Annotated in this window: 18 protein-coding genes; 13 read left to right on the forward strand and 5 right to left on the reverse strand. The window is 48.0% G+C overall.

Annotation, left to right across the window (positions count from 1 at the left end):
* The first annotated feature begins 248 nt into the window (after positions 1–248).
* The 9 genes from JGK22_RS03345 to JGK22_RS03385 all read left to right on the forward strand — a co-directional run bounded on the left by JGK22_RS03345 (position 249) and on the right by JGK22_RS03385 (position 16,126).
* Positions 249–641: a nuclear transport factor 2 family protein gene (locus tag JGK22_RS03345; protein ID WP_293177873.1), complete on the forward strand. Its 393-nt coding sequence runs from the start codon at positions 249–251 to the stop codon at positions 639–641.
* A gap of 202 nt (positions 642–843) precedes the next feature.
* Entirely contained in the window at positions 844–1,503 is a 660-nt protein-coding gene (locus JGK22_RS03350) for a TIGR00266 family protein (RefSeq protein WP_293177870.1), read from the forward strand.
* Between the two features lie 36 nt (positions 1,504–1,539).
* Entirely contained in the window at positions 1,540–2,220 is a 681-nt protein-coding gene (locus tag JGK22_RS03355) for a TIGR00266 family protein (protein ID WP_293204832.1), read from the forward strand.
* A gap of 320 nt (positions 2,221–2,540) precedes the next feature.
* A complete protein-coding gene (locus JGK22_RS03360; protein WP_293177961.1) occupies positions 2,541–3,236 on the forward strand; it encodes a TIGR00266 family protein in 696 nt (231 codons plus the stop codon).
* A gap of 176 nt (positions 3,237–3,412) precedes the next feature.
* A complete protein-coding gene (locus JGK22_RS03365) occupies positions 3,413–4,213 on the forward strand; it encodes a M48 family metallopeptidase (protein ID WP_293312326.1) in 801 nt (266 codons plus the stop codon).
* A 282-nt stretch (positions 4,214–4,495) separates the two neighbouring features.
* Positions 4,496–4,864: a translation initiation factor gene (locus JGK22_RS03370; protein WP_293177861.1), complete on the forward strand. Its 369-nt coding sequence runs from the start codon at positions 4,496–4,498 to the stop codon at positions 4,862–4,864.
* A gap of 212 nt (positions 4,865–5,076) precedes the next feature.
* Entirely contained in the window at positions 5,077–5,670 is a 594-nt protein-coding gene (recR, locus tag JGK22_RS03375; protein ID WP_293177858.1) for a recombination mediator RecR, read from the forward strand.
* 174 nt (positions 5,671–5,844) lie between these two features.
* Entirely contained in the window at positions 5,845–7,962 is a 2,118-nt protein-coding gene (locus JGK22_RS03380; RefSeq protein WP_293177958.1) for a prolyl oligopeptidase family serine peptidase, read from the forward strand.
* Between the two features lie 787 nt (positions 7,963–8,749).
* Complete coding sequence (locus JGK22_RS03385; protein ID WP_293312328.1) at positions 8,750–16,126, forward strand: DUF4347 domain-containing protein; 7,377 nt, start codon at positions 8,750–8,752, stop codon at positions 16,124–16,126.
* A gap of 382 nt (positions 16,127–16,508) precedes the next feature.
* Here JGK22_RS03385 and JGK22_RS03390 read toward each other — a convergent pair whose 3' ends face one another.
* Positions 16,509–17,426, reverse strand: a complete 918-nt coding sequence (locus JGK22_RS03390) for an SH3 domain-containing protein (protein ID WP_293191201.1) — start codon at positions 17,424–17,426, stop codon at positions 16,509–16,511.
* Between the two features lie 591 nt (positions 17,427–18,017).
* On the opposite strand from JGK22_RS03390, the gene JGK22_RS03395 reads away from it, so the two are divergent.
* Entirely contained in the window at positions 18,018–18,464 is a 447-nt protein-coding gene (locus tag JGK22_RS03395; protein ID WP_293312330.1) for a hypothetical protein, read from the forward strand.
* A gap of 327 nt (positions 18,465–18,791) precedes the next feature.
* Here JGK22_RS03395 and pheS read toward each other — a convergent pair whose 3' ends face one another.
* Positions 18,792–19,796: a phenylalanine--tRNA ligase subunit alpha gene (gene pheS, locus JGK22_RS03400; RefSeq protein WP_293193472.1), complete on the reverse strand. Its 1,005-nt coding sequence runs from the start codon at positions 19,794–19,796 to the stop codon at positions 18,792–18,794.
* Between the two features lie 335 nt (positions 19,797–20,131).
* Here pheS and surE point away from each other — a divergent pair, with 335 nt between their 5' ends.
* Both surE and JGK22_RS03410 read left to right on the forward strand, forming a co-directional pair.
* Positions 20,132–20,938 (forward strand): 5'/3'-nucleotidase SurE, encoded by an 807-nt coding sequence (gene surE, locus JGK22_RS03405; RefSeq protein ID WP_293196557.1) that lies wholly within the window; start codon positions 20,132–20,134, stop codon positions 20,936–20,938.
* 126 nt (positions 20,939–21,064) lie between these two features.
* On the forward strand, positions 21,065–21,463 hold the full coding sequence (locus tag JGK22_RS03410) for a hypothetical protein (RefSeq protein ID WP_293152109.1): 399 nt from the start codon (positions 21,065–21,067) through the stop codon (positions 21,461–21,463).
* A 443-nt stretch (positions 21,464–21,906) separates the two neighbouring features.
* On the opposite strand, the gene JGK22_RS03415 is transcribed toward JGK22_RS03410, so the two are convergent.
* Entirely contained in the window at positions 21,907–23,130 is a 1,224-nt protein-coding gene (locus JGK22_RS03415; protein WP_293312332.1) for an LL-diaminopimelate aminotransferase, read from the reverse strand.
* A 214-nt stretch (positions 23,131–23,344) separates the two neighbouring features.
* Positions 23,345–23,668 carry a thioredoxin family protein gene (locus tag JGK22_RS03420; protein ID WP_293196559.1) on the reverse strand — a complete coding sequence of 108 codons (324 nt, stop codon included), beginning with the start codon at positions 23,666–23,668 and terminating at the stop codon, positions 23,345–23,347.
* Between the two features lie 145 nt (positions 23,669–23,813).
* Here JGK22_RS03420 and JGK22_RS03425 point away from each other — a divergent pair, with 145 nt between their 5' ends.
* Positions 23,814–24,563 carry a biotin/lipoate A/B protein ligase family protein gene (locus tag JGK22_RS03425; protein ID WP_293193475.1) on the forward strand — a complete coding sequence of 250 codons (750 nt, stop codon included), beginning with the start codon at positions 23,814–23,816 and terminating at the stop codon, positions 24,561–24,563.
* Between the two features lie 255 nt (positions 24,564–24,818).
* On the opposite strand, the gene JGK22_RS03430 is transcribed toward JGK22_RS03425, so the two are convergent.
* A complete protein-coding gene (locus tag JGK22_RS03430) occupies positions 24,819–25,607 on the reverse strand; it encodes a DUF928 domain-containing protein (RefSeq protein WP_293177831.1) in 789 nt (262 codons plus the stop codon).
* Between the last annotated feature and the right edge of the window lie 24 nt (positions 25,608–25,631).

Consider the following 25,631-nt stretch of genomic DNA (forward strand, 5'->3'; position numbering starts at 1 on the left):
GCCCTGTAAGGGTTTCAGGGATTTTTTCTGTAGATGAGAGGTTGTTTGTACAGAGATTTTTGGGAGTCCTCGCAAATAGCCTCTGGACACGTTGCGCTGTATGGGGTTTATAATCGAGGGATCCCCACTCGCTGGGGAAACTAATTGAATGGAAACTAGAATCTCCCGACCTTTACTTTTGGTAGGTTGACGTGTTCCCGCTCGCTGGGGAAACTAATTGAATGGAAACTTCGTAATGGTGAACAATTATGAATTCAAATCAGCAGTTTCTGCAAAATTTATACGATGCTTTTAACAAACGCGAAATTGAAACAATCATCTCGTTGATGCGCCCAGACGTGAAATGGGCGAACGGAGTGGAAGGCGGTTTCGTTTATGGACGCGATGCGGTGCGCGAATATTGGACAAATCAATTTAAGGATATTCAACCGGAGCTTGAAACGTTAAAATTCGAGACTGACGAAAACAATCGGAACATTGTCACCGTTCATCAAATTATTAAAGATTTGCAATGCAATGTGCTTGCGGATGCAACAATTCATCAAATCTTTACCATTGAGGATGGTCTGATTTGTCTTTATGAAATTGGCGAAACCGAAACAATAGAGGAGATGATTCAAAAGACAAAAAGTTCCAACTAGCAATGATGTCCTTGGGCGGGGGCGGGTTTTACAAATAATATTTAATACCAACAAACAATCTACATAAACCCGCCCCCTTATGCAATATGTTAAAATTATTGAAGAACGCAACAGTTGACTCATTCAATCGTAGTAAACTAAAAGCGTAGACCTACAATTCTCACTTCCTTTAGTTATTGTTACACAACAGGAAACCAAAATCGTGGATATCGACATTCGTTATAAACCTTCCTTTGCCACAATTTTTCTTACACTCGAACCTGGAGAAAGCATTATTGCTGAATCAGGAGCGATGATCGCAATGGATGCAGCACTCACAATGAAAACAGAATTTAATGGAGGTTTTTTGTCAGGTGTATTGAAAAAGTTTTTTGGTGGTGAATCGCTGTTCGTCAATCGATTTATCAATCCAACACGGCAGTCTCTCCAAGTCGTTCTTTCTCAATCTACAATCGGAGATATTGCCGAAGCTCAAGTCTATGAAAATAACCTCTGTTTTCAACCCGGTGCTTATATTGCCAGTACCCCCGATATCAAATTAGGCGTGCGCTGGGCTGGATTTGCCAGTTGGTTTTCGGGAGAAGGCTTATTTAAATTGCAAGCCAGCGGACAGGGAACAGTATTTTTTGGTGCCTATGGTGGTTTGACTAGCAAGCAAATCAATGGTGACTTCATTGTCGATACAGGGCATTTAGTAGCTTACGAATCGGGAATGAAAATGTCGATAAAAATGGCAGGCGGATTATTAGGTTCGATTACATCCGGGGAAGGGTTTGTGAATAAAGTGACGGGTAAAGGAACAATTTACTTGCAATCCAGAAGTATCGATGGTTTGGTGCAATTTTTATCAAGTAAAGTTTGACTTGCGAGCGAATATATCCATTACCTACTACCAAATATGAAAATTGAACTTTTACAACAACCCGACAGCACGATCGCCCGAATCACTCTAAATGTCGGTGAAGAAATCGTTGCTGAGGCAGGTGCAATGGTGGCGATGAGTGGCAATCTACAAGCAAGTACGACATTGCGCCAAGGCAAAGGTGGCGGTATTTTCGGCGGACTCAAACGCATGATTGCCGGAGAGTCGCTATTTTTAAGTGTATTTCGATCGCCAACACCGGAAAATACCTTGTTTTTAGCACCCAAAATGTTGGGCGATATGCTGCACTATCAAATGGGCAAAAGTGGCTTAGTAGTACAAGCAGGTTCTTATTTAGCTAGCACACCAGATGTTAATATTGACTTGGGTTTTCAAGGCTTCAAATCGATGTTTTCTGGAGAAAGTATTTTCTGGCTAGATATGGGGGGTCAAGGAGATGTACTATTGAGTTCCTTCGGCGCAATTTACGAAGTTCCAGTCAAAGGAGAATACATTGTTGATACAGGTCATATTGTCGCCTTTGAGAAAAGTTTAAAGTTTGAAATTACTAAGCCCCCAGGAAGTAGTTGGGTGAGTGCATTTCTCGGTGGAGAAGGTTTAGTTTGTCGATTTAAAGGTAACGGTCGCCTGTTCTGTCAAACCCACAATACCATAGCATTCGGTCAAGCCGTCGGCAATCGTTTACCTCCCAGGTAGCAAGCGTGGAGACTCGCGATATGCAAAACATAAACGGAGATTGCTTTCATAAAAGGGTGCATCTGGTTTTTGAAGAGGGCGAAGCATGACCGCATATAAGTTATTAATTATAATTTCATATTGATTGCGGTCATGCTTCGCCCCTACAGACATATTTGCCAAACTGAAATACACCCTCATAAAACATCGCATTCATGTAAAGTGTTCCTCGCAACGATCATTCTAACTGAACGTTATTGAGCTATCAACTGCCAACTGTCAACTGTCAACTGCCAACTGCCAACTGTCAACTGTCAACTGTCAACTGTCAACTAACTTATATGCCTAAAAACATCTCATATACAATCGAACATTCTCCATCCTATGCCCAACTAAAACTCAAAATTCCTGCCAACCAAACGGTGTTGGTAGAATCTTCGGGAATGGCAGCAATGGATAGTCACATCACCCTGAAATCAAAAGTCAAAGGAGGTTTGATGAAAGGCCTCACGCGAATGTTAGCAGGTGAGTCTTTGTTTATCAGCGAATTTACTTCGCCGGAACGTTCTGGAATACTTTACGTTTCCCCTGGAGTTCCTGGCGATATTCAACATTATCACCTCGATGGCAATAGCTTGATGCTGCAATCTTCTGCTTTTGTGGCATCGAGTTCTACTGTAGACCTTGATACTAAATTTCAGGGATTAAAAGGTTTCTTTAGTGGCGAATCATTGTTTTTTCTCAAAGCAACTGGACAAGGCGATATCTGGTTTAATTCCTATGGCGCAATTCTGGAAATTCCAGTCAATGGAAGTTATATCGTGGACACCGGTTATATCGTTGCCTTTGAGGATACGCTGAAGTATGATGTTGAAGTCCTGGGCGGACTATCCTGGAAAAATTTGAGAACGGGAATTTTAGGTGGAGAAGGCTTAGTTTGTCGTTTCAGTGGACAGGGGAAACTGTGGATACAGTCTCGCAATCTGTTTCCTCTGATTAATTTTTTAAATCCCTTCCGACCGACAAAGAACAATTAGTTTGGTGCTTTTATATACAGCATATTCCATGTATATTTGGTACACACAATTTTGGGAAATTCCGTGTAAGGTGCGTCGCCATATAATCTGCCACTGCTATTCAATAACTCGTAGCGATGCACCCTACAAACTCACGCAAGTCAATCCAAAATCTAAAATCTAAAATCTAAAATCGAATGACCGATCGCAATCCACCCACAAGCAACAGGCAACTGCTAACCTTATTAGGAATCTTTTTAGCATTAGGATGTTTATTGCTTTGGGGAAGCCTCAAACTGGTAGATGGGCTGATTTTATTAATTCCCCCCGAACTCGAACAGCGCTTGGGGGCGTTAGTTATCCCAGCTTATGAAAGTCTTGCGGAATCTTCTCCAGCACAAGATACCCTCAATCAACTTCTCGATCGCCTGGAAACTAAATTACCTAAACAAAAAAATATCGATCGCAATTATCGCCTACTTTACATTCCCGATGATACTGTAAACGCGCTAGCCTTACCTGGAGATACAATTGTTGTTTATCGGGGTTTAATAAAGCAATTGGAATCGGAAAACGAGTTGATGATGATCTTAGGTCATGAGTTGGGTCATTTCGCCAATCGCGATCATTTGCGGGGAATTGGACGGGGATTGGCGTTACAGTTTGTGGTGGCGGTGTTCGTAGGCGATGGAGGTGGGTTGGTGAATGTTGCTACTGCGATCGCTTCCAATTTAAGCAAAGCCCAATTTTCTCGTAGTCAGGAAGCCCAAGCCGATGAATTTGGCTTACAACTGCTGGTTTCCCATTACGGGCACGCAGCGGGCGCAGCAGACTTTTTCCAGCGATTAGCGCGAAAATCTGGTCTAGATATTGCTTTGTTATCGACTCATCCGGCACCTGGCGATCGCAGTTTAACGTTAACACAAACGATCGCCCAACGCCGCTATCCGATTCAAGAGCGATCGCCTTTACCCGCAACACTCAAAAGCGATCGATAACAATCAGACACTTAATAATTCCCGCTCTCCCTTGATGGGCTAATACAATAGGTATAATATCAGAGTCTCAACGAGCGATCGCAACCTTACACCAATCCACTAAAACTAGAAATACCCTTCAACAGTTGACAGTTGACAGTTGACAGTTGACAGTTTGAGAGCGACCTCTACCTAGAAGGAAGAGGATTGGAGTAATGAATAGTCTGATTTGTATTTCTCCCGAGCAGGCTTGGGGCTTTCAACCAATTATTTCTGGTAAAAAAAGTTCAGGCAGTATAACATATGGCAGCATCCAAGCGCAAAAATTCTGACAACAAAACAACCGACGGTAAACGAGTAGTTTACTCTGAGTTTGGTAACTACGAAAACTCGGCTGCTCTCGAACGAGGAACCCCGGAAGTTCCCCAGAATCAACAAACTTTGAAAGTAGAAGCATCCCGAAAAGGACGCGGTGGCAAAACAGTTACAGTCATCAGCGGATTTCAAGAAAAACCCGAAACTTTAGCAGATTTAGCCAAGCAGCTAAAAGCCCAATGCGGCACAGGCGGCACAGTTAAGGATAATGAAATTGAAATTCAAGGCGAACACAAGCAAAAGCTACTCGAAATTCTCAAAAAATTGGGCTACAAAGCTAAAATTAGCGGAGGTTAATTGGGTGCATCTGGGTTTTGAAGAGGGCGAAGCATGACCGCATATAACTTATTAGTTATAATCTCATATTTACTGCGGTCATGCTTCGCCCCTACAGATATATTTTCATGCGCCCCAGATGCGCCCGGTTAATTTCTGTTATTCTTCCCTCTTCCCTCTTCCCTCTTCCTTCTTCCCTCTTCCTTCTTCCTTCTTCCCTCTTCCTTCATTTTATGTACACTCGACCCTTAGCCCGTTTGATCGAACAATTGCAGCGCTTGCCCGGAATCGGCCCAAAAAGTGCACAGCGACTCGCTTTACATATTTTAAAGCGACCGGAAGAAGACGTGCAAGCCCTAGCTCAATCATTGATTGATGCCAAAAAACAAGTCGGTTTTTGCAAAGTATGCTTTCACTTATCCGCTGAACCTGTTTGCGAAATTTGCCGCAACACTAACCGGGACGGTTCTACTATTTGTGTTGTGTCAGAATCCCGCGATGTAATCGCCTTAGAAAAAACGCGGGAATACATCGGCAAATATCATGTTGTCGGCGGTGTCATCTCGCCGATGGATGGAATTGGCCCGGAACAATTGAACATTCAGCCATTAGTCCGCCGCGTCAGCCAGCAAAAGATCGCTGAAGTTATTATTGCGATTAGTCCTAGCGTGGAAGGCGAAACTACTACTCTTTATATCGGTCACTTATTAAAGCCTTTTACCAAGGTTACGCGAATAGCTTTTGGTTTGCCGATGGGGGGAGATTTGGAATATGCTGATGAGGTAACTTTGGCTCGTGCTTTGGAAGGAAGGAGGGAATTGGATTAGGTGAATTGAAAGAGAAGAGAAATGAACCGCGAAGACGCTAAGGACACGTTCGGCGAAGCCGTTCCCGAAGGGTAGGAAGATGGGAGAGAAGAAAGTGCGATTGCTTTATTGAGGTTCGCAATGACAATTTTGTAAAAAAGGTTAAACTGAATAAAGTTACTGAGAGTGAAAAATATGACTCAATTCGATCGCCCTTTAAGCTACCCCACAACCCGCAAAGCCGAGCAAACAGACGATTACCACGGCGTCCAAGTATCCGACCCCTACAGGTGGCTGGAAGACCCGGATTCAGAGGAAACTCAAGCCTGGGTGGAAGCTCAAAACGCAGTCACTTTCGGCTACCTCAGCCAAATTCCGGCGCGGGAAAAAATCAAACAGCGCCTGACTAAACTGTGGGATTACGAGAAATACGGCATACCTTTTAAACAGGGCGATCGCTATTTTTACTACAAGAATGACGGTCTGCAAAATCAATCCGTACTCTACACTTTAACATCTCTCGACGGCGAACCAAAAGTATTAATTGACCCGAACACTCTCTCAGAAGACGGAACCGTTGCTCTCGGCGGCATAGCTCTCAGCGAAGACGGCCAACTTATGGCCTACGGTTTGTCAATTTCTGGCTCGGATTGGCAGGAATGGAAAGTTCGCGATGTGGAAACTGGGGAAGATTTATCAGACCATTTAAAATGGCTGAAATTCTCAGGTGCAGCCTGGACTCACGACGGTAAAGGTTTTTTTTACAGCCGCTACGATGAACCCAACGAAAAAACCAAACTCGAAGATGTTAACTATTACCAAAAGCTATTCTATCACAAGCTCGGTACTCCGCAATCTGAAGATGTATTAATTTGCGATCGCCCTGACCAAAAAGAATGGGGATTTAGCGGTGGTGTTACGGAAGACGGCAAGTATTTGATTATATCAGTCTGGCTCGGCACTGACCCGCAAAACCTGATTTTTTACAAGGATTTAACCGCGCCGGAATCAAGCATTGTCGAACTGATTAACAAATTCGAGGCTGAGTACAGTTTCATTGATAACGAAGGCTCATTGTTCTGGTTTCAAACCGACTTGAATGCACCGCTGGGCCGCGTAATTGCGATCGACACTAACAACCCTCCTCCTTCATCCCTAGCGGGCGCTGACACCCCCCTGAATCCCCCCCTTACCAAGGGGGGGTTCACCGAAATCATCCCCGAAGCAGCCGAAACCCTGGGAGGCATTAGCCTTCTCAACAATCAATTTGTCGCTTCTTACCTGAAAGACGCCTACACTCAGATTAAAATCTTCAACTTAGATGGCTCTTTTGCGCGAGAAGTAGCCTTGCCGGGAATTGGTTCGGCAGGAGGTTTTGGCGGCAAGCGGCACGACACCGAAACCTTTTATGCTTACACCAGCTTCACGACTCCGAACACAATCTACCGTTACAATATGCTGACTGATGAAAGTAGCATTTATCGGCAGCCAAAGGTTGATTTTAATCCAGAGGATTACGAGACAAAACAAATATTTTATCCCAGCAAAGACGGTACGCAAGTACCGATGTTTGTCACGCACAAAAAAGGCTTGCAGCTAGATGGCAATAACCCCACTTACCTGTATGGTTATGGTGGTTTTTCTATCTCGCTGACTCCAAGTTTTTCTCTTAGCAGGCTGGTTTGGTTGGAAATGGGCGGAGTTTATGTGACAGCTTGTTTGCGGGGTGGTGGCGAGTACGGCGAATCGTGGCACCAAGCTGGGACAAAGTTGAAAAAGCAAAATGTGTTTGATGACTTTATCAGCGCTGCGGAATGGTTGATCGAGAATAAGTATACCAAACCTGCTAAATTGGCGATCGCAGGTGGTAGCAACGGCGGCTTATTGGTGGGGGCTTGCATGACTCAGCGGCCAGAATTGTTCGGTGCAGCATTGCCCGCCGTCGGCGTCCTAGATATGTTGCGCTTCCATAAGTTTACCATTGGTCATGCTTGGGTTCCTGAATATGGTTCGTCGGACAATCCCGCAGAGTTTCCCACAATTCACGCCTATTCTCCGCTGCACAATCTGAAAGCGGGAACTGCTTATCCGGCGACAATGATTACAACTGCGGATCATGACGATAGAGTGGTTCCAGCCCACAGTTTCAAGTTTGCTTCGGCTTTGCAAGCAACGCACGCAGGAGAAAAACCCGTGTTAATTCGGATTGAAACAAAAGCGGGACATGGGGGTGGCAAACCTACCGCTAAAGTCATTGAAGAATTGGCAGATGAATGGGCTTTTTTGGTGCGCGAACTCGATATTAACGTTTAACCAGCGCGGGATTGGGTGCGCCTATTCCCTAGGCGCGCACCCGCACTCCTCTCTTCAACTGCTGGTGAACACCACTTACCTGATGGTATGATCTGACACATCTTTTGCTGCTAACCTGATGTTCAATGTGGAAATTGTGCGATCGTTTCATGGCCTGTGGCTGCGGACAACCGATCGCTACAGCATAAATTAGTGTAACTTGTCAACTCCCACTTGTCTTAATTTGCCTGACATTCTGTAACTTTTTGTATGGTTTAGCCTTGGTTCTGAGCTTTTTAGAGATGAAACCCTATTAAGTAAAGTTCGTGGCAATGTCAACTCCCACAAGTAGTAAATCCAAGCTACAATCAAAAAATTTTCTAATTCTCGGAAACGTTTTTTTCAGTGGATTTACGGTCAAGATTTCAGAAAAAATTACACTCCCAACTGTACTGAGAAGCATCCCGTTACCGGAATCACTGCCTTTTTGTCAGCAATACGTAAGTAAGTGCCGATCGCAATCTCAAGGTTATGGGATTAATTTCTTTTCAAGAAAAATACTTGAGTGGCGCAATCAAAACCAGATAATGCTTGCATATCTAAGGGTGTAGTGATTTATTACCTAGGTTAATGCGCGAAGCTGATACAGCATTGTCTATCCAATCCTTCCCTCACATCTTAACTTCAACAAAACACGTAAGTGTTTAATTTATTTCGTAAATATAATTTACAGTAAATTTATATTTCCGTGTATATCGAATGTTCTCAAAGGGGGTAGTTTAAAACTAAGTAACTAAATCAGCGAACTATGAAAACGAGCCCCAATACGTCGAATGTGTCAGCCGTAAAAATACGCAAATCTACTAATATTACCACTACCAACAACTTATTTTTTAAGCCAGCAAACTCTACAGCGTATCTAGAATCGAAAACATATCTAGTCGTTGTTGACTCCCGAGTAGAAAACTACGAGGAATTGATCCGTGGAGTCAAACCCGGAAGCGAAGTATTGGTGCTCGATCCAACCAGAGATGCGATCGCACAAATCACCGAATTTTTGGGGCATTACCACAGCATCAACAGCCTGCACGTAGTTTCTCACGGCCGAGAAGCAGCAGTCGCGATCGGTCGGACAGAACTGAATATTGATAACCTAGAAACCTACAGCAGTCAATTGCAGCAGTGGGGAAAAGCCCTTAACAAACCCGGTAGCATTTTACTTTATGGATGTAACGTAGCTGTCGGCGAATCGGGCATTAAATTCATACAAAAACTCAGCGAATTAACTGGAGCAAATATTGCTGCTTCTAACAACTTAACTGGGAGTGCAGCACTAGGCGGCGACTGGGAATTAGAAATTACCACAGGACAAATCGATGCCGAACTAGCCTTTAAACCAGAAGTCTTAAAAACCTACAATCATGTCCTCGGAACATTAGTTACCGAAAGCTTTCAAAATCCCACAGCATTAGGGCCTTGGATCTACGGAACTAGCGGCGGTGCAATTCAACCGGGATTAACCTCAGGTAGCGGCCCCGGCATCATTCCCAGTTTAGGGCTGGGCGATCCTCCGGGCAGTGGCGCTTTAAGATTAACATCGAATGCGAACAACCAAGCAGCTTTTGTCATCTACAACAACCCAATTTCTTCGACTGACGGCATCAGAGTTGCCTTTGATTTATTTGCCTATGACGGCACCGGTGCCGACGGCATTAGTTTCTTCTTAATTGACGGGGCTGCTACACCAACTCAAGCAGGTGGATTCGGCGGTTCTCTCGGTTATGCTCCCAACAACAGTTCTGGTATACCGGGGATTGTCGGAGGTTATTTAGGTGTTGGATTTGACGAATATGGCAATTTTTCAGATCCGAGTGAAGGGCGTTTAGGTGGCCCGGGATCGATACCTGATGCGGTAGGAATTAGAGGCAGCCAAACCGGAGAATATAAGTTTTTAACTAACAATGTAATTCCCGGCGGCATAGATAATCCTACCGTTACCGATCGCACTCTTGCCAGAAAAAGAGTTCAAATTACTTTACAACCGTCTACTCCCACAATACCCAGCCGTTTTTTCGTTAACATCGACTTAAACGGCGACAACTTATTTAACGGCCCGGGCGAAAGTGCGATCGACATCCCAAATTTGGCGGCTGTAAATGGCACAATTCCGCCGACTTTCAAATTTGGTTTTGCTAGTTCGACAGGGGCAGTGACCAACATTCACGAAATTCGCAATCTCAGCGTTGAAACTGTCACAGCACCTACCATCTCAGCCGATATTGCCACGGTTAAAACTGGCCCCGCATTTGCCCTACCCAACAGCAGTATTACTTACACCATTACGTCCACCAATAACGGGCCCAACGACGCTACCAACGTCCTGATTCAAGATCCCCTGCCTCCGGGCTTAACTTTCAGCAGCGCCGATAATGGTGGGATTTTCAACCCGACAACGCGGAGTGTCAGTTGGCCAGTGATTTCGACTCTGGCTAACGGTGCCAGCGTTACCCGCAGTATTACCGTGACTGCACCTGCCACAATCGGATCGGTAACTAACCTGGCATTTAGCAGCAGCAGCACTTTCGATCCCAACCTGATTAACAACACCGGTGAAGGGGTAGTATCTCAAGCTACAACTGCGATCGTTCCCGCTACAGCCGACATCATCACCTCAAAAACAGGCCCGACAACAGCCGTGGCTGGATCGACGGTCACCTATACAATTACCTCACAAAACAGCGGGCCGAGCAGCGCTACCAATGTGACGGTAACAGACGCTTTGCCCGCAGGCTTAACTGGAGTGACAGCCTCCGACGGGGGCAGTTACAATCCTGCCACAGGTGTTGTCACTTTCCCGGCGATCGCAACTTTGGGCATCGGTGCGGCTAACGCCGTCAGCCGCACAGTCAGCTTCAGTACCCCAAATACCGGCACTGTCATCGACATTGCCAGGAGTACAGCCGAAACTCCCGATCCCAATAGTGCCAACAACAACGGCACGGCTGCGATCGCTCAAGTCAGCACCACGATAACGAGCAGCGCCGACGTAGTTACCACCAAAGCAGGCCCGGCATCTGTCACGCCCGGAGCCACTGCCACTTATACGATCACCGCCCAAAACGTCGGCCCTTCGGCTGCCGCCAACGTTTCCATCACCGATACCCTGCCTGTGGGCTTAACCGGAGTGACAGCCTCCAACGGCGGCACTTACAACCCAGCCACAGGTATTGTTAGCTGGACGGCGATCGCAAGTTTGGCAAGCGGGGCAGCCAACGCCGTCACCCGCACAGTCAGCATTGTTGCTCCTGCCAGCGGCACAGTTGCCAACACCGCCAGAAGCACCTCCGACACCGCCGATCCCAATACTGCCAACAACAACGGCACGGCTGCAAACGCGCAAGTCACCACCACGATCACTCCCAGCGCGGACGTAGTTACCACCAAAGCAGGCCCGGCATCGATCGCGCCGGGAGCCACTGCCACTTATACCATCACCGCCCAAAACGCCGGCCCTTCCAGCGCCACCAACGTCGTCATCACCGATACTCTGCCTCTGGGGTTAACGGGAGTGACAGCTTCCAACGGTGGCAGTTACAACCCTGCCACAGGTGTTGTCACTTGGACGGCGATCGCAAGTTTGGCAAGCGGGGCAGCCAACGCCATCACCCGCACTGTCAGCGTTGTTGCTCCTGCCACTGGCAGCGTTGTCAACACTGCCAGAAGCACTGCCGCCACCGCCGATCCCAACAGTGGCAACAACAACGGTACGGCTGCGAACGCTCAAGTGACAACTGCGATCGTTGCCGCGAACCAACCTCCGGTAGCCAATAACGCCAACAGCGCGATCGCACCCAGCAGCACCGTTTTACTGACCGGATTGGGAGGCACAGATCCCGACGGGACGATCGCCTCCTTCACCATCAACACCCTACCGCCAGCAGCCCAAGGAACCTTGTTTCTGGGCAATCCCGCGTCTGGGGGAATTGCCGTCACAGCGGGTCAAACTCTCACACCCGCTCAAATCAATCAATTATTTTTCCAAGCGACCAACTCCTTTGCCGGAGCGAACTTCACCTACAGCGCTACCGACAATCAAGGCCTCACCAGTCCCGGCACCGCTACCGTCTCTGCGGTACTGCCGACACCCAACAAACCTCCTGTAGCCAACAACGCCAACATCAGCCTACCTCCGAACAGCACAGCCAACATTGTCGGACTCGGAGCAACCGACCCCGACGGAACGATCGCCTCCTACACAATCAACACCCTGCCGACAGTCGCTCAAGGGGTGCTATTTTTAGGCAATCCCGCCTCTGGGGGAATTGCCGTCACCGCAGGTCAAATTCTCACGCCCGCTCAAATCAATCAATTATTTTTCCAATCTACAGGCACTTTTACCGCAGCCAACTTCAGCTACAGCGCCACCGACAATCAAGGCGCTACCACCCCCGCCAGCGCTAGCGTTGCCGCCGCCATTCCAGTACCATCGCCAACACCCGCACCGGTCAACAAACCTCCGGTTGCCAATCCTGTCAACAGCAGCCAGCAGCCCAGCAGCACCGCTTTATTGACCGGATTGGGAGGCACGGACTCCGACGGGACGATCGCCTCTTTTACGATTAACACCGTGCCACCTGTCTCTCAAGGGCAGCTATTTTTAGGCAATCCCGCCAGCGGAGGCGTAGCGGTGACACCCGGCCAAGTTCTGACTCCGGCACAGATTCAGCAACTATTTTTGCAAGCCACAGGCAACTTTACGGGAACCAACTTCAGCTATACCGCCACCGACAACGGCGGTGCCACCAATGCTGCTACCGCAACTGTAGCGGCAATCCCTCTGCCAGTGCCGACACCAACTCCTGCACCGGTGCCGACACCAACTCCTGCGCCAGTGCCAACACCGACTCCTGCACCAGTGCCAACACCGACTCCTGCACCGGTGCCAACACCGACTCCTGCACCAGTGCCGCCTCCCAACCAGCCGCCAGTTGCCACAAATGTCAACTTCACTGTTCCCCCCAACACCAGCCCGCGAGTTCCGGGATTGGGAGGAACTGACCCCGACGGGACGATCGTCTCTTTCACCATCAACAGCCTGCCCCCATCAGACCAAGGACAGGTATTTTTAGGAGATCCTGCCAACGGAGGCGTTCGACTCACACCCGGTCAAGTTCTGACTCCGGCACAGATTCAGCAAATATATTTCCAAACGACGGGCAGCTTTACGGGAGCCAATTTCACCTACAGCGCCACCGACAATCAAGGCGCAACCAGTCCCGCCAATGCTACAGTTACCGCTTTGGTTCCGGTGCCGAACCAACCGCCAGTTGCCACAAATGTCAACTTCAGCACTCCGCCCAACAGTAGCAGGTTAGTCACGGGATTGGGCGGAACCGACCCCGACGGATCGATCGCCTCTTACACCATCAACACTTTGCCACCGGCAGACCAAGGAGTCCTATTTTTAGGAGATCCGGCTTTGGGCGGAGGCGTTCGCGTCACAGCCGGCCAAGTTCTGACTCCCGCACAGCTTCAGCAAATATTTTTGCAAACGACGGCCAACTTTACAGGAGCGAATTTTAACTACAGCGCTACGGACGATCGCGGTGCTACCAGTCCCGCTAATGCTACAGTTGCTGCCATAGCTCCAGCTCCGGCACCGACTCCAACTCCGACTCCGACTCCGGCGCCAATTGTTCTCAACCAACCTCCAGTTGGCATAAATGTCAACTTCAACATTCCGCCCAACAACAGCGTGCGGGTTCCAGGATTGGGAGGAATTGACCCCGACGGGACGATCGCCTCTTTCACAATCAACACTTTGCCACCGGCGAACCAAGGAACACTGTTTTTAGGAGATCCTGCTAACGGTGGGATAGCGATCGCACCCGGTGAAATTCTCACTCCCGGACAGATTCAGCAACTATTTTTCCAAACGACGGGCGAATTTACGGGAGCCAATTTCACCTACAGCGCCACCGACAACCGCGGGCTGATTAGTCCCGGCACCGCTACTGTTGCTGCGATTCGCCCGACGACCAACTTACCGCCATTGGTGAACAATGCTAACTTCAGTATTGCTCCCAGTGGCAGCGCCCAGGTTCCGGGATTGGGAGGCAGCGATCCCGACGGGTCGATCGCCTCTTACACCATCAACACCCTGCCCCCAGCCAACCAAGGAGTTCTATTTTTAGGAGATCCAGCCAACGGCGGCGTTCGCGTCACACCAGGCCAAGTCCTGACTCCGGCACAAATTGAGCAATTATTTTTCCAAGCCACAGGAAGTTTTACGGGAGCCACTTTCAGCTACAGCGCTACAGACGATCGCGGCGGCATTAGTCCCGCTACCGCTACTGTGGCTGCAATCTTGGGGCAGGTGGCGCCAACACCAACCCCAATATCAAATCCGATCGCCGAACCAGATACCGACTGTCTGTGCGAACCCATTGTAGAAAAACCAGGAATTAACTTTGCACCGCCGCCACCAGCGCCCGGAGTTCGATTTGTCCGGCCAATTTCGCAACTGGGAGAGGGACAAACCACCAAAGGTACAGACGGCAATGACTCGATCGCAGACAACAAAGGCAACCAAAAAATCGTCGGTTTAAAAGGGAACGACCTGATTTTAGGCAAAGACGGCGCCGACGAAATTTACGGCAATGAAGGCAATGACAGGATTTTTGCGGACACTGACACGGATATTGCTTACGGCGGCGAGGGCAACGATATCATCCATGCCGGCAAGCAGAACGACTGGATTGCAGGCGACTTAGGCTCTGACACCCTGTTTGGAGATGAAGGTGCCGATACGATTTTGGGAGATAACGGCCGCGATAACTCTAGCAGCGCTGCGGACGATCGCGATTTGATCTTCGGAGGTAACGGCGCAGACATCATTAACGGCAACGAAGGCGACGATACCATCCATGCCGGCAAAGGTAACGATCTTGCCCTTGGAGGCAAAGAAAATGACATCATTTCGGGCCAAATCGGCTCCGATACGTTGATTGGGGGCACCGGCAATGACACCTTGTTTGGCGGTTTCAACGGCAACACAGACTTCGATTCCCAGGGACGCGACTTGCTCTATGGAGGCGACGGCAACGACTTCCTCAGCGGCCAAGAAGCCAACGATACCCTGGTTGCAGGCAAAGGTAACGATCGCGCTTACGGAGGTAAAGGCAATGACCTAATCTACGGTCAATTAGGCTCTGATACCCTCTACGGCGGCGCAGGCAACGATACTCTGCTAGGCGACAAAGGCGGTTCCAACTCAGTTAACGGTGCTAGCGAAGGAGATTTAATCTTTGGCGACACCGGCAACGACATCATCGCCGGTGGCAACGGCAATGACACCGTGCAAGCAGGCAAAGGCAATGATTGCGTTTGGGGCGGCAAAGAGAATGACTTGATTTGGGGCGAATTAGGCTCCGATACCCTTGTCGGCGACAGTGGCGATGACACGATATACGGTGGCGCTCGCAGTCGAGCTCAAGATATCAACGGCCAGGACTTGATCTTTGGCAACATTGGTGCTGACGTACTCTTCGGCGATGAAGCTGACGATACCATCAGTGGCGGTGAAGGCGATGACAGCATTTACGGCGGTAAAAATAACGACCTCATCCACGGAGATCTTGGCAACGACAAGATTTACGGCGGTGACGGGGGCGATGAGCTCTGCGGTGGCGAGGGCAACGATACCATTTATGGCGATCGCTCCGATAACCGGGCTGTCTCGGTGGGCGCAAACGACCAGCAAGACTGCATCAATGGCGATGCTGGCGATGATTTGCTCTACGGCAATGAAGGGGAAGATACCCTGAATGGAGATGCTGGCACCGATACCCTAATTGGCGGTAAGGATAACGACTTGCTCAATGGGGGTGATGGTGATGACTGGCTGTTTGGTGGCTTGGGCGACGATACTTTAATCGGAGGTATTGGGAGCGATCGATTTGTCTTGGGTGCTGACAGTGGTACTGATACTGCGATCGGTTTTGAGGCCGGTGTCGATAAGTTTATTTTGATTGGCCTGAGTTTTCAGGAGTTGCAATTGAGCACCACTCCCGAAGGTACGTTGCTGCGAGTCGCAGGAACCGATCGGGTTTTAGCGAATCTGGTGGGGATTAATGGGGCGATCGGATCCTCGGATTTCCTGTCATCAATTATCTTGCCTTCTTAGGGTGAGAATTGGCGGCGAAAGTCCCCTATTCTCATAAGAAAACGCCACAGCAACTTACAAGTTCTGTGGCGTTTCGATAATTTTCAATAATCTAAAACTCGACTGTAGCAAGGTTTGTAGTAAGGACTTTAGTCCTTCTTGCTTGCAAGGTTTGTAGTAAGGACTTTAGTCCTTCTTACTTGCAAGGTTTGTAGCAAGGACTTTAGTCCTTCTTGCTTGCAAGGTTTGTAGTAAGGACTTTAGTCCTTCTTACTTGCAAGGTTTGTAGTAAGGACTTTAGTCCTTCTTGCTTGCAAGGTTTGTAGTAAGGACTTTAGTCCTTCTTGAATGTGGGCTAAAGTCCTCACTACAAACCAAATTCGATCTGATAGAACTCAGAAGTTTACTTGCACATGATCAAGTTTCCAGCCGAGATGAATCCCGGAACAGGGGCTGAAATCTCAACCCAATTGCGGTCTTCTCCATTCTTATCTTTGACTAACTGGAAATTCGGCACAAGCGTTACTTGACCGTTAGCGGGTACGCCGCCTTTAACTGTCGCAGTCTTTGAAGGCTCCGCACGAATAGCCAGACCTTTCGGTGCTACGCGAGGTTCTACTTGGCGGCACAGGCTGACGGGGCCCGTTGTTGGTGCGGGTGTTGGCGCAGGTGCTGGCGCAGGTGCTGGCGCTGGTGTTGGCGCAGGTGCAGGTGCTGGTGCAGGTGCTGGTGCAGGTGCAGGTGCAGGTGCAGGTGCTGGTGCTGGTGCTGGCGCTGGTGCTGGCGCTGGTGCAGGCGCTGGCGCTGGCGCTGGTGCAGGTGCTGGTGCAGGTGCTGGTGCAGGTGCTGGTGCAGGCGCAGGTGCAGGTGCTGGTGCTGGTGCTGGACTTGGGGAAGGAGCTTGACTAATTGTGCACGAAGCTAAATTAGCCTCGTTGTTCGGGTATCCGGTAGCTATATACCCTTTTACGGGAGCGGTAATTTGAATCCAGAGGCGGCCGTCGGAGGCTTTAACAGAAGTAGCGCCTTGGAACAGCGTTACCTGAGTATTCATGGCTACACCGCCAACTCTCACGGATTTGGGGTCTGGGTTCTGGCGAACTGTCAAACCTTCTTTGGGAGTTACTTTGCGGCAAAGGGTGTCAGCTTGGGCGATTTGAAAGGTGGCGCTATCTTCAAAGGAAATTTTTTCAGCATCCTGACTGGTAGTGGATGCTGGTGAGGTGGCAACACCGATCGCAGTCGCCTGCACACTTCCGGCTACAATGGCGATCGCACCCAGCAATGCAGCGGGTTTGTTCCAGCAATTCAAGTTTTTCATCCGTTCAACTCCTCAATCTAATCAAAACCATTATCTTTATTGCTGGTCAATATAGCAAAAAAAGCGATTTGTCTTCCAGAAAAATACTGTCTATAACAGAATACTGCCTGCAAGTCAATTTTTATTTGTATAAATTAATGCAGCGTAAGATTTAAGCGAGGAAAAATTAAGCTGCTGCACCTGTAAATTGCTCGTTATGGTAGAACCCGAGAAGGCGAGAGGGAGAGAGGGAGAGGGGGAGAGGGGAAGAGTCAACCGTCTACAGTTCACATGTGTGGCAGGCGATCGCACTTTACCTTAAAATTACCGCAAAGAGCGCCAATCGCTAGCATTAGTTGAAGTCCCCTAATCGCGGCTGTGGAGTCAATTTTTGAATAGCAAATAACAAATCTAAAATAGAGTGTTGAATCCCCAAATCTCGGCTGTGGAGTCAAATCTCAAATCTCAAATCGACTGACGTTTTTTGCTTCAATCTATCAAAAGACGGATTTATTCTAAGAAGTGGGCGCAGGATAACCTCTATCTGGAGAATGGTTTAGCCGATCGCCCAAATCGAGTACAAATAGGATGTTATATCTCATTTTGTATTCTATGAAACTGAATTATTTTACCAAACGGCTTTCGACGGTAGGGCGCTGGATAGCTGCAACTGTGCTTTGCGTGTCAGCGATGGCATTTGTTTGGCAGGGTGCGTTTTTCTCGAACACCGCAGCAATGGCCTCTCCTACTGTAAGCTCGATCGCAGCAGCAGATATAGGCGATAAAGTTCAAGACAAAGCCAGCACAGATACCGGAAGAGCCAAGAACTTCATCCGAGATACAGAAGAGAAGGTGAAGGAAACAGCCAAGACAAATGCTGCTAAAGTCGATCGAGCATCAGAAGATGGTAGTGTAGTCGAGCGCAAAGCCAAGAAAGATGCAGCTACAATTGAGAAAAGAGCAGAAGAAGATTCAGCTCGCACACAGAAAGCAGTAGATAACACAAAGAATGCTGTGGAGCGCGCTGTTGACAGTATCAAAGGTGCTTTTAGCAAGTAGAAAATAAATCATACTCAGTAGGTTTGTAGTGAGGACTTTAGTCCTTCTTTTCCCGAGGACTTTAGTCCTCACTACAAACCAAGATGACCGCGCTCGCTCTCTTCGGACAGGATATTAGGTTTTTTCGCCTTGTCAGGTCGATCGAAACTCAAAACATCGATCTACATTAACCAAAACCCCTACAGTCAGAGTAAAACCCAGGGCGGTTTTATTGTCGTCAGACAAATTAGGTACGTTGTTGCGCTTCAGCGCTCTTTCTAATATTAGCTAAAGAGCGCTGAAGCGCAACAACGTACCTTCAGAGTAAAACCGACCTCAAGCCACTACTTAAAACTGCCGCAAAAATCGTAAATCGCTAGCATAAACCCGGCGAATGTCATCAATTTCATAAAGTACCATAGCGAACCGCTCCACCCCAAAACCGGCTGCAAATCCAGTATACTTTTCTGGATCTAAACCGACTCCTTTAAGAACATTAGGATCTACTACACCGCAGCCCAAAACTTCCAGCCATTTGCCGTTCCACTGCAAATCAACTTCAGCAGAAGGTTCTGTAAACGGAAAGTAACTCGTGCGGAAACGAATCGGCAAATCTTGCCCGAACATTTGTCGCAAAAACTCTTTAATTGTGCCTTTCAAGTCAGTAAATGTCAGATTTTCACCAATAGCTAAAAGTTCAATTTGGTGGAATACTGCCGCGTGAGTAGCATCAACAGTATCGCGGCGGTAAACGCGGCCGGGTGAGACAATCCGAATCGGCGGTTTGTGCTGTTCCATGTAGCGAATTTGCACCGAGGATGTTTGAGTCCGCAGCAAGTCGCCACCGGGCAGGTAAAATGTATCTTGCATATCCCGCGCCGGGTGATCGGGCGGAGTGTTCAGCGCCTCGAAGTTGTAATAATCTGTTTCCATTTCCGGGCCGTTGGCGACGGTATAGCCCAGGCCGACAAAGATATCGAGAGCGCGGTCTATGACGGCGTTTAAGGGGTGAATTCTGCCTTGGGGGCGAAAAATCCCCGGCATGGTGACATCGAGGGTTTCTGAGGCTAATTTGGCTTCAATTTGGGCGTTTTGGAGGGCGGCGCGCTTGTCTTCTAAGTCGGCTTGTAGGGCTTCTTTTACAGTATTGGCGATCGCGCCTACTTTTGGCCGCTGATCGGCTGACAGTTTCCCCATCATGCCTAAAATTTGAGAGAGTTGGCCTTTTTTGCCTAGGTAGCCGACGCGCAACTGTTCGAGTTGTTCGAGGGTATTCGCAGTTGCGATCGCACTTTTGGACTCTTGGCCCAGGGTTTCTAGTTGAGTTTCAATGTCGCTGAGCTGGACAGTCATTTTGATTTTAGATTTTAGGTTTTAGATTTTAGATTGATGGCGATTTTGGGCCAAGCTGAGTTTAGCGCAATTTTGGTGTGGCTGACTTGTAGATTTTAGATTGATCGCTGGGGAGCATCTCATTTTTGTTTGCAAAAAACATTTCTTTTTACAACAGTGCTGTCCCCGCTCGCTTGCTTATAGAACCAAGCGAGCGGGGACAGCACTGTTAAAAGCAAAACTGAGATGCACCCGGTGGCTGCTTAATGCGTAATAGGTAATAGATAATTGCAAGTAAAACCGATCGCCCTACTTGAATCTAGTTTAAGATTATTCTCAGGCCTCTAAAAATTTCAATGAAACTTTTAATTAGCAACGACGACGGCATCTTTGCACAAGGCATCCGCAGCCTCGCCAACGCTCTCACCGCCGCCGGTCACTCTGTGAGCGTTGTTTGTCCCGACAGAGAGCGCTCCGCTACCGGACACGGCTTGACATTGCACCAACCCATTCGCGCCGAAATTGTCGAATCTGTTTTTGATCCCGCCGTCAAAGCTTGGGCTTGTTCGGGTACTCCCGCCGACTGCGTTAAACTAGCTTTGTGGGCTTTACTTGACAAACCGCCCGATTTTGTCCTTGCTGGCGTCAACCACGGGCCGAATTTAGGCACGGACATCATCTGTTCGGGGACGGTTTCGGCTGCGATGGAAGGAATTATGGAAGGCATTCCCAGCATTGCTTTCAGCCTCGCCAGCTATACTTCGCAGGAATTTGGGCCGGCAGTGGATTTCGCTGTCACCTTGCTACGACAGTTGGAAAAACAGCCAATGCCAAAACCGACACTGTTGAATGTCAACATACCAGCAGTCTCACAAGCAGAAATTACCGGAGTTGCGATCGCCCGTCAAGGCATTCGCCGCTATTTCGACATATTTCAAAAGCGCACCGATCCGCGCGGCAAAACTTATTATTGGCTGGCTGGGGAATTGTTAGAAGATGTGGAAGAAACCTCCGAATCGGCAGTTTGGCATGATATTCCTACAGACGTACAAGCTATTCGCGACAATAAAATTACCGTTACTCCGCTGCAATACAATCTCACCTGTGTTCCCGATTTGCACTCGTTACGAGATTGGCAATTTGAAAGTTTTCCCAAGCAGTGAGCTCCGATCGACCCGATCGCCGCTGTAAACTAGGAATTAAGGATAAAGTGCCTATGAAGGTATATGCCCTAGGCGTTAACGCAGGCTCTCAATTGGTTGTTGGTTTTTTACTCAAGAAAAGCAGTTATGAACGCTCCCACCTATAACACTCATTCTGTCACTTGCCCGATTTGCAACCGTTCCAGCGTCGTGGGCCCAGTCGGAATGGTCAGCGGACTATTCACCTGTCCCCACTGCCATTCTCATATGGTAATTAGCTGGAGCGGCCATTTTGTCCGCGATCCTTTTAGTCTCAAACAACTGACGGTGGGAAAGATGCTCAGGCGCGAGAGCAGGCCGTTAGCTCGCCTTCAGCGGGACTTTGGGCTGGGCAAGCATTTTCCGTTACTGGCAATTTTGGGAAGCGTGGTATTTTTGGGATGTGCGATCGCAGCTACAGAACAATCGCTACCCCGACAGAGTTCATTTCAAGGATTTTTAGAGTGGGTGAGCGGAACTGGCAATTCCCAAGATGTCTCACCTTAACATTTCAACATAAATTGTGACAGATATTACTGGTAAATATCTATTCCGTTAGGTAGAGATAACGAGAGAATACTTACGCATTCCGACTGCTGGAAACCGGGTTTTTAGGGTTTTGATTGGCTGTAACGAAGTTTTTTTGTGAAAAACCCGGTTTCTGATTAGGTGTGCCTCAGTTCTAGCAGTTTCAGCTTATACCAATTCTCATAAGTAGGGCTACTTTTAAGAATTGGTAATTTTTCGTTAGTTTCATCTACTTATACTCAGGCTGCGGACTGAAGTCCGCACTACGAACGAATCTTACTGCGGTTAATTGAGCCGGCACGAGATGATTTAATAAATCTTGGATTGATAAATTAACCGCAGATATAGGTAGATAAACGCAGATAAACGCAGATAATTTCAAGAGAGGAGAGTGCATGAATACAATCTTTTTAACTGAGCAATTAATTGAGAAATTCCGCAATTTTTCTAACCGCTGCTTCCAAAATTTCAGGTGACTCAACTAAGGCAAATCGCACGTAGCCTTCTCCTGATTTCCCGAAACCGGCGCCGGGGGATGCTGCGACTCCTGTACTCTGTACTAGCTGAGTGCAAAATTTCACCGAATCCGACGCCCAAGGTGCTGGTAGTTTCGCCCAAACGTACATGGTGGCGGGGGGTACGGGCACTTCCCAGCCGATCGCCCTTAGCGCATTTACAAAGGTATCCCGGCGTTTTCTGAAGGTTTCGACGCTGGTGGTGACGCTATCTTGGGGGCCCGTTAATGCCGCGCTGGCTCCGTTCAAAATCCCTAGATATTGGTTGAAGTCTACGGCGGCTTTTACTTGTCGCAGGGCTGTAATTAGTTCGGGATTGCCGATCGCATATCCAACTCGAAAGCCTCCCATATTGTAGGATTTTGATAGCGTGAAAAACTCGATCGCCACACTCTTATCTCGATCGGCTTGAAAAATCGACGGCGCCATCAATTTACGAAATTCCTGGATATCGGAGGGCGGGCACGCACCATCCACCGCCCCTACGGAATCGTCAAACACCAAATCGACATAGGGGAAATCGTGAACTAAAACGAGCTCGTGTTGGCGACAAAAATTCACTGCTTTCTCAAAAAATGCCAGCGGGGCGATCGCAGTTGTAGGATTGTGAGGATAGCTCAAAACCATCATCTTCGACTGAGCCAAGACGGGCATCGGAATATCTTCAAAAACAGGCAAAAACTGATTTTCTGCTAGTAGGGGCATCGGGTAAATTTGACCGCCCGCCAAATACACACCTCCCGCGTGGGAAGGATAGCCCGGATCTAGCAGCAAAGCAAAATCTCCGGGGTTGAGCACAGCTAAAGGCATATGCGCGGTGCCTTCTTGGGAACCAATTAACGGCAGCACTTCTGTTTCTGGATCGACCCAAATCCCAAATTTTTGCTCGTACCAGGAAGCTGCTGCTTCCCGGAAAGAGCGGGTTCCGTTAAACAGTAAATAGCCGTGGGTGCTAGGATCTGATAGGGAATTGGCGATCGCATCTGTAATGTGAGCAGCCGCAGGCAAATCGGAAGAACCCAGAGACAAGTCGATCGCATTTTGTCCGGCGGCTCTTGCTAGAGCTTTTGCCCGATCCATATCGGCAAATACATTAAATTTTAGGGGTTGTAAACGTTTGGCAAATTGCATATTTTTTGTATTTTTCTTGATATTAATCAATCATTTAAAATTGCTGAAAACTGATTATTTTTGATGTTTTTCAGACATTTTTTTTTAACCGCAGAGAGCGCAGAGGGCGCAGAGGAAGAGAGAGATTGAAGAGAAAGGAGAGATGTTGAAAATTTATTGGGGATGGATCTAGTTGTGGGTGGGGAGTTGGAAACTCCCGAATCATTTCAAAATTTTATAAGTGACCTTCTAGCAAACCGAGCAATGTTTGTTTGGTAATAGCTCCTTCGTGGGAAAGGACTACTTCGCCATTTTTAAACAGTCTGAGTGCTGGAACTCCTTCTACTTTATACTGTTTGACAGTAACAGGATTGGGGTCAATTTCCATTTTAACCACTTTTAGGTCGCTGTAGTTGGCAGCCATCCAGTCGATCGAGGGCGCGATGAGTTTGCAAGGCCCGCACCAAGATGCCCAAAAATAGGCAAGCACTGGTTGCTCTGCTTTCAGGACTTCTGTTTCAAATTTTTCGTCGTTAATGACAATTACACTGTTGCTCATGGTTGTACGATGATTTTTCCTGATTATTTTTAAAGCACGGGCGGGCGTTAAACTTGCACCAAATTAAAAGACAGGCACAAAAAACTGTTTCTAATTTTAAAACATCCTGCGAACTTATTGAGTATAAACTCAGGAATGGGGACTGATGGCTAATTCTGTATGGCGTTTAATTCCGCTGCTGTCCGCGTCTGGTAGGGTGCAGATGGCGATCGACAAATGGCTGCTAGAAAAGCATCTAGCGGGGAAAAATCCGCCAACTCTGCGATTTTACACCTGGGCACCGACGGCGATTTCCTTGGGCTACCACCAGCAGCGCTGGCCGGAATTTTGGCAGCAGCTATCTTGGGAGGGACAGCCTCTGGAGTTGGTGAGACGCCCTAGCGGTGGGCGCGCTGTGCTCCACCAAGGGGATTTGACTTATGCAGTTGTGGCGTCGGGATTTGAGAGCAGCCGCTTGAAAGCTTATCACACTATATGCGAGTTTTTGATTGAAGGTTGGCGGGCGATCGGTGTGGATTTGCACTACGGGGAAGCTGGGCGCGGTTACATTCACAATCCCAATTGTTTTGGTACGGCGACGGGTGCGGATTTGGTGACGGTTGATGGCTGCAAGTTAATTGGTAGCGCGCAATTGCGCCGTGGTGATGCTATTTTGCAGCATGGTTCGATGCGTTTGCAGCCGGATATTGGTTTGTTTTCTCAGGTTTTTGGGGAGGAATTAATTCCTGTGAAATTACCTCTATCTGAAGGGAGAGATGATTTGATTGCAACTGTAATTGATGCTTTGAGTGCGGCGGCTTGTCGCTGTTTTGATATTGATTTGGAGGTGCGGCCACTTTCGGAGGAGGAATGGGAGGATATTTGGGAATTGACTCAAAAAAAATCTATTTGTTGATAGCTGAAAGAATTCTATAGAATTTAATCTGTAATCTCCTACAGGTCGATGCCGTGAAATTGTCGATTTTTTTGAGGGATTGTTGGTGGCGACGCACCCTACGAATACTGTTACTAAGAGGGCTGAAGCCCAACAACGTACCTCATCTTTTGGGAACAGCCAAGATGGCCGTTCCACAAAAGATTTTTGGTATCATGCTTGTGGGGTGGGCGCTCTTGGCAACACCCAAAAAGTTAAATTTAAATGCTGTAGAGCTTATGGTTTTGGCTCAGTTTGCACTTGGACGATCGGCTGTTTGGCAATTTTGGTCAATTTCACTGCATCTAGCAAGCTTTCCCAATCAGCATCCAGCATTGTATCCGAAGGGCGATCGCGACGAGCAGCAGCTAAATTGCTGAGAGCATCTTGCCAAATCCCATTTTCAGCATAAATAGCTGTTTTCCGCCGCGGATCTGCCTTTTCTAATTCACTGCGGATATCTGCACTGAGATCAACTCGCCGTATAGTACCAATTTCGAGCAGATCGGCAGATCTCTCTTCAGCCTCGCAAATCACTGTAAAATTCCAAGTGTATTTTTTGCCTACTTCCAAGGGAGGCACATTCTTGTTAGCGGGGATACTAACGCCGATTACTCCTGATAAATTGGCAACTTTGAGAGTCTGTTTATAAATCTGCTTGCCGCTTGGATCTAGTAGGATAAATTCGGCTGATTCCGCCCTTGTTGGAGGCAAGTAGAAAAAGAATGTTGGATATTCGGAAACAGTTCGTGAGATTTTATTTTGAGGGACTAAGCCTGTGAGATTTATTGCATTTAGCTCGCTGTTGCGACAGTTACCGCGCGTCGTCGATCTGGGCGATCGAGGGGGCGATTGCTCCATATCTTCACGGGGCTGAGCGAAGCGCGGCCCTCCCGGTACAGTATTGCGCGGCTGGCCCACATTATCTGGCGTTGGCTGTCCCACACTTGCAAATTGGCAAGCATTAAATGCTCCTATCAACAATATGGAACTAAAGACGAGGGATTTTAGTGTAAATTTAGTCATTTTTTTTCTAGGATTTGCATGATG

Origin of the sequence: Microcoleus sp. PH2017_08_TRC_O_A (genome assembly GCF_020738665.1) — a bacterium.
In the GTDB taxonomy this organism is placed as follows: Bacteria; Cyanobacteriota; Cyanobacteriia; order Cyanobacteriales; family Microcoleaceae; genus Microcoleus.

What these genes read in the sequence shown, in the direction of transcription:
- JGK22_RS03345 (WP_293177873.1), top strand. Translation starts at nt 249, where the DNA reads ATGAATTCAAATCAGCAGTTTCTGCAAAATTTATACGATGCTTTTAAC.
- JGK22_RS03355 (WP_293204832.1), top strand. Translation starts at nt 1,540, where the DNA reads ATGAAAATTGAACTTTTACAACAACCCGACAGCACGATCGCCCGAATC.
- JGK22_RS03360 (WP_293177961.1), top strand. Translation starts at nt 2,541, where the DNA reads ATGCCTAAAAACATCTCATATACAATCGAACATTCTCCATCCTATGCC.
- JGK22_RS03365 (WP_293312326.1), top strand. Translation starts at nt 3,413, where the DNA reads ATGACCGATCGCAATCCACCCACAAGCAACAGGCAACTGCTAACCTTA.
- JGK22_RS03370 (WP_293177861.1), top strand. Translation starts at nt 4,496, where the DNA reads ATGGCAGCATCCAAGCGCAAAAATTCTGACAACAAAACAACCGACGGT.
- recR (WP_293177858.1), top strand. Translation starts at nt 5,077, where the DNA reads ATGTACACTCGACCCTTAGCCCGTTTGATCGAACAATTGCAGCGCTTG.
- JGK22_RS03380 (WP_293177958.1), top strand. Translation starts at nt 5,845, where the DNA reads ATGACTCAATTCGATCGCCCTTTAAGCTACCCCACAACCCGCAAAGCC.
- JGK22_RS03385 (WP_293312328.1), top strand. Translation starts at nt 8,750, where the DNA reads ATGAAAACGAGCCCCAATACGTCGAATGTGTCAGCCGTAAAAATACGC.
- JGK22_RS03390 (WP_293191201.1), bottom strand. Translation starts at nt 17,426, where the DNA reads ATGAAAAACTTGAATTGCTGGAACAAACCCGCTGCATTGCTGGGTGCG.
- JGK22_RS03395 (WP_293312330.1), top strand. Translation starts at nt 18,018, where the DNA reads ATGAAACTGAATTATTTTACCAAACGGCTTTCGACGGTAGGGCGCTGG.
- pheS (WP_293193472.1), bottom strand. Translation starts at nt 19,796, where the DNA reads ATGACTGTCCAGCTCAGCGACATTGAAACTCAACTAGAAACCCTGGGC.
- surE (WP_293196557.1), top strand. Translation starts at nt 20,132, where the DNA reads ATGAAACTTTTAATTAGCAACGACGACGGCATCTTTGCACAAGGCATC.
- JGK22_RS03410 (WP_293152109.1), top strand. Translation starts at nt 21,065, where the DNA reads ATGAACGCTCCCACCTATAACACTCATTCTGTCACTTGCCCGATTTGC.
- JGK22_RS03415 (WP_293312332.1), bottom strand. Translation starts at nt 23,130, where the DNA reads ATGCAATTTGCCAAACGTTTACAACCCCTAAAATTTAATGTATTTGCC.
- JGK22_RS03420 (WP_293196559.1), bottom strand. Translation starts at nt 23,668, where the DNA reads ATGAGCAACAGTGTAATTGTCATTAACGACGAAAAATTTGAAACAGAA.
- JGK22_RS03425 (WP_293193475.1), top strand. Translation starts at nt 23,814, where the DNA reads ATGGCTAATTCTGTATGGCGTTTAATTCCGCTGCTGTCCGCGTCTGGT.
- JGK22_RS03430 (WP_293177831.1), bottom strand. Translation starts at nt 25,607, where the DNA reads ATGACTAAATTTACACTAAAATCCCTCGTCTTTAGTTCCATATTGTTG.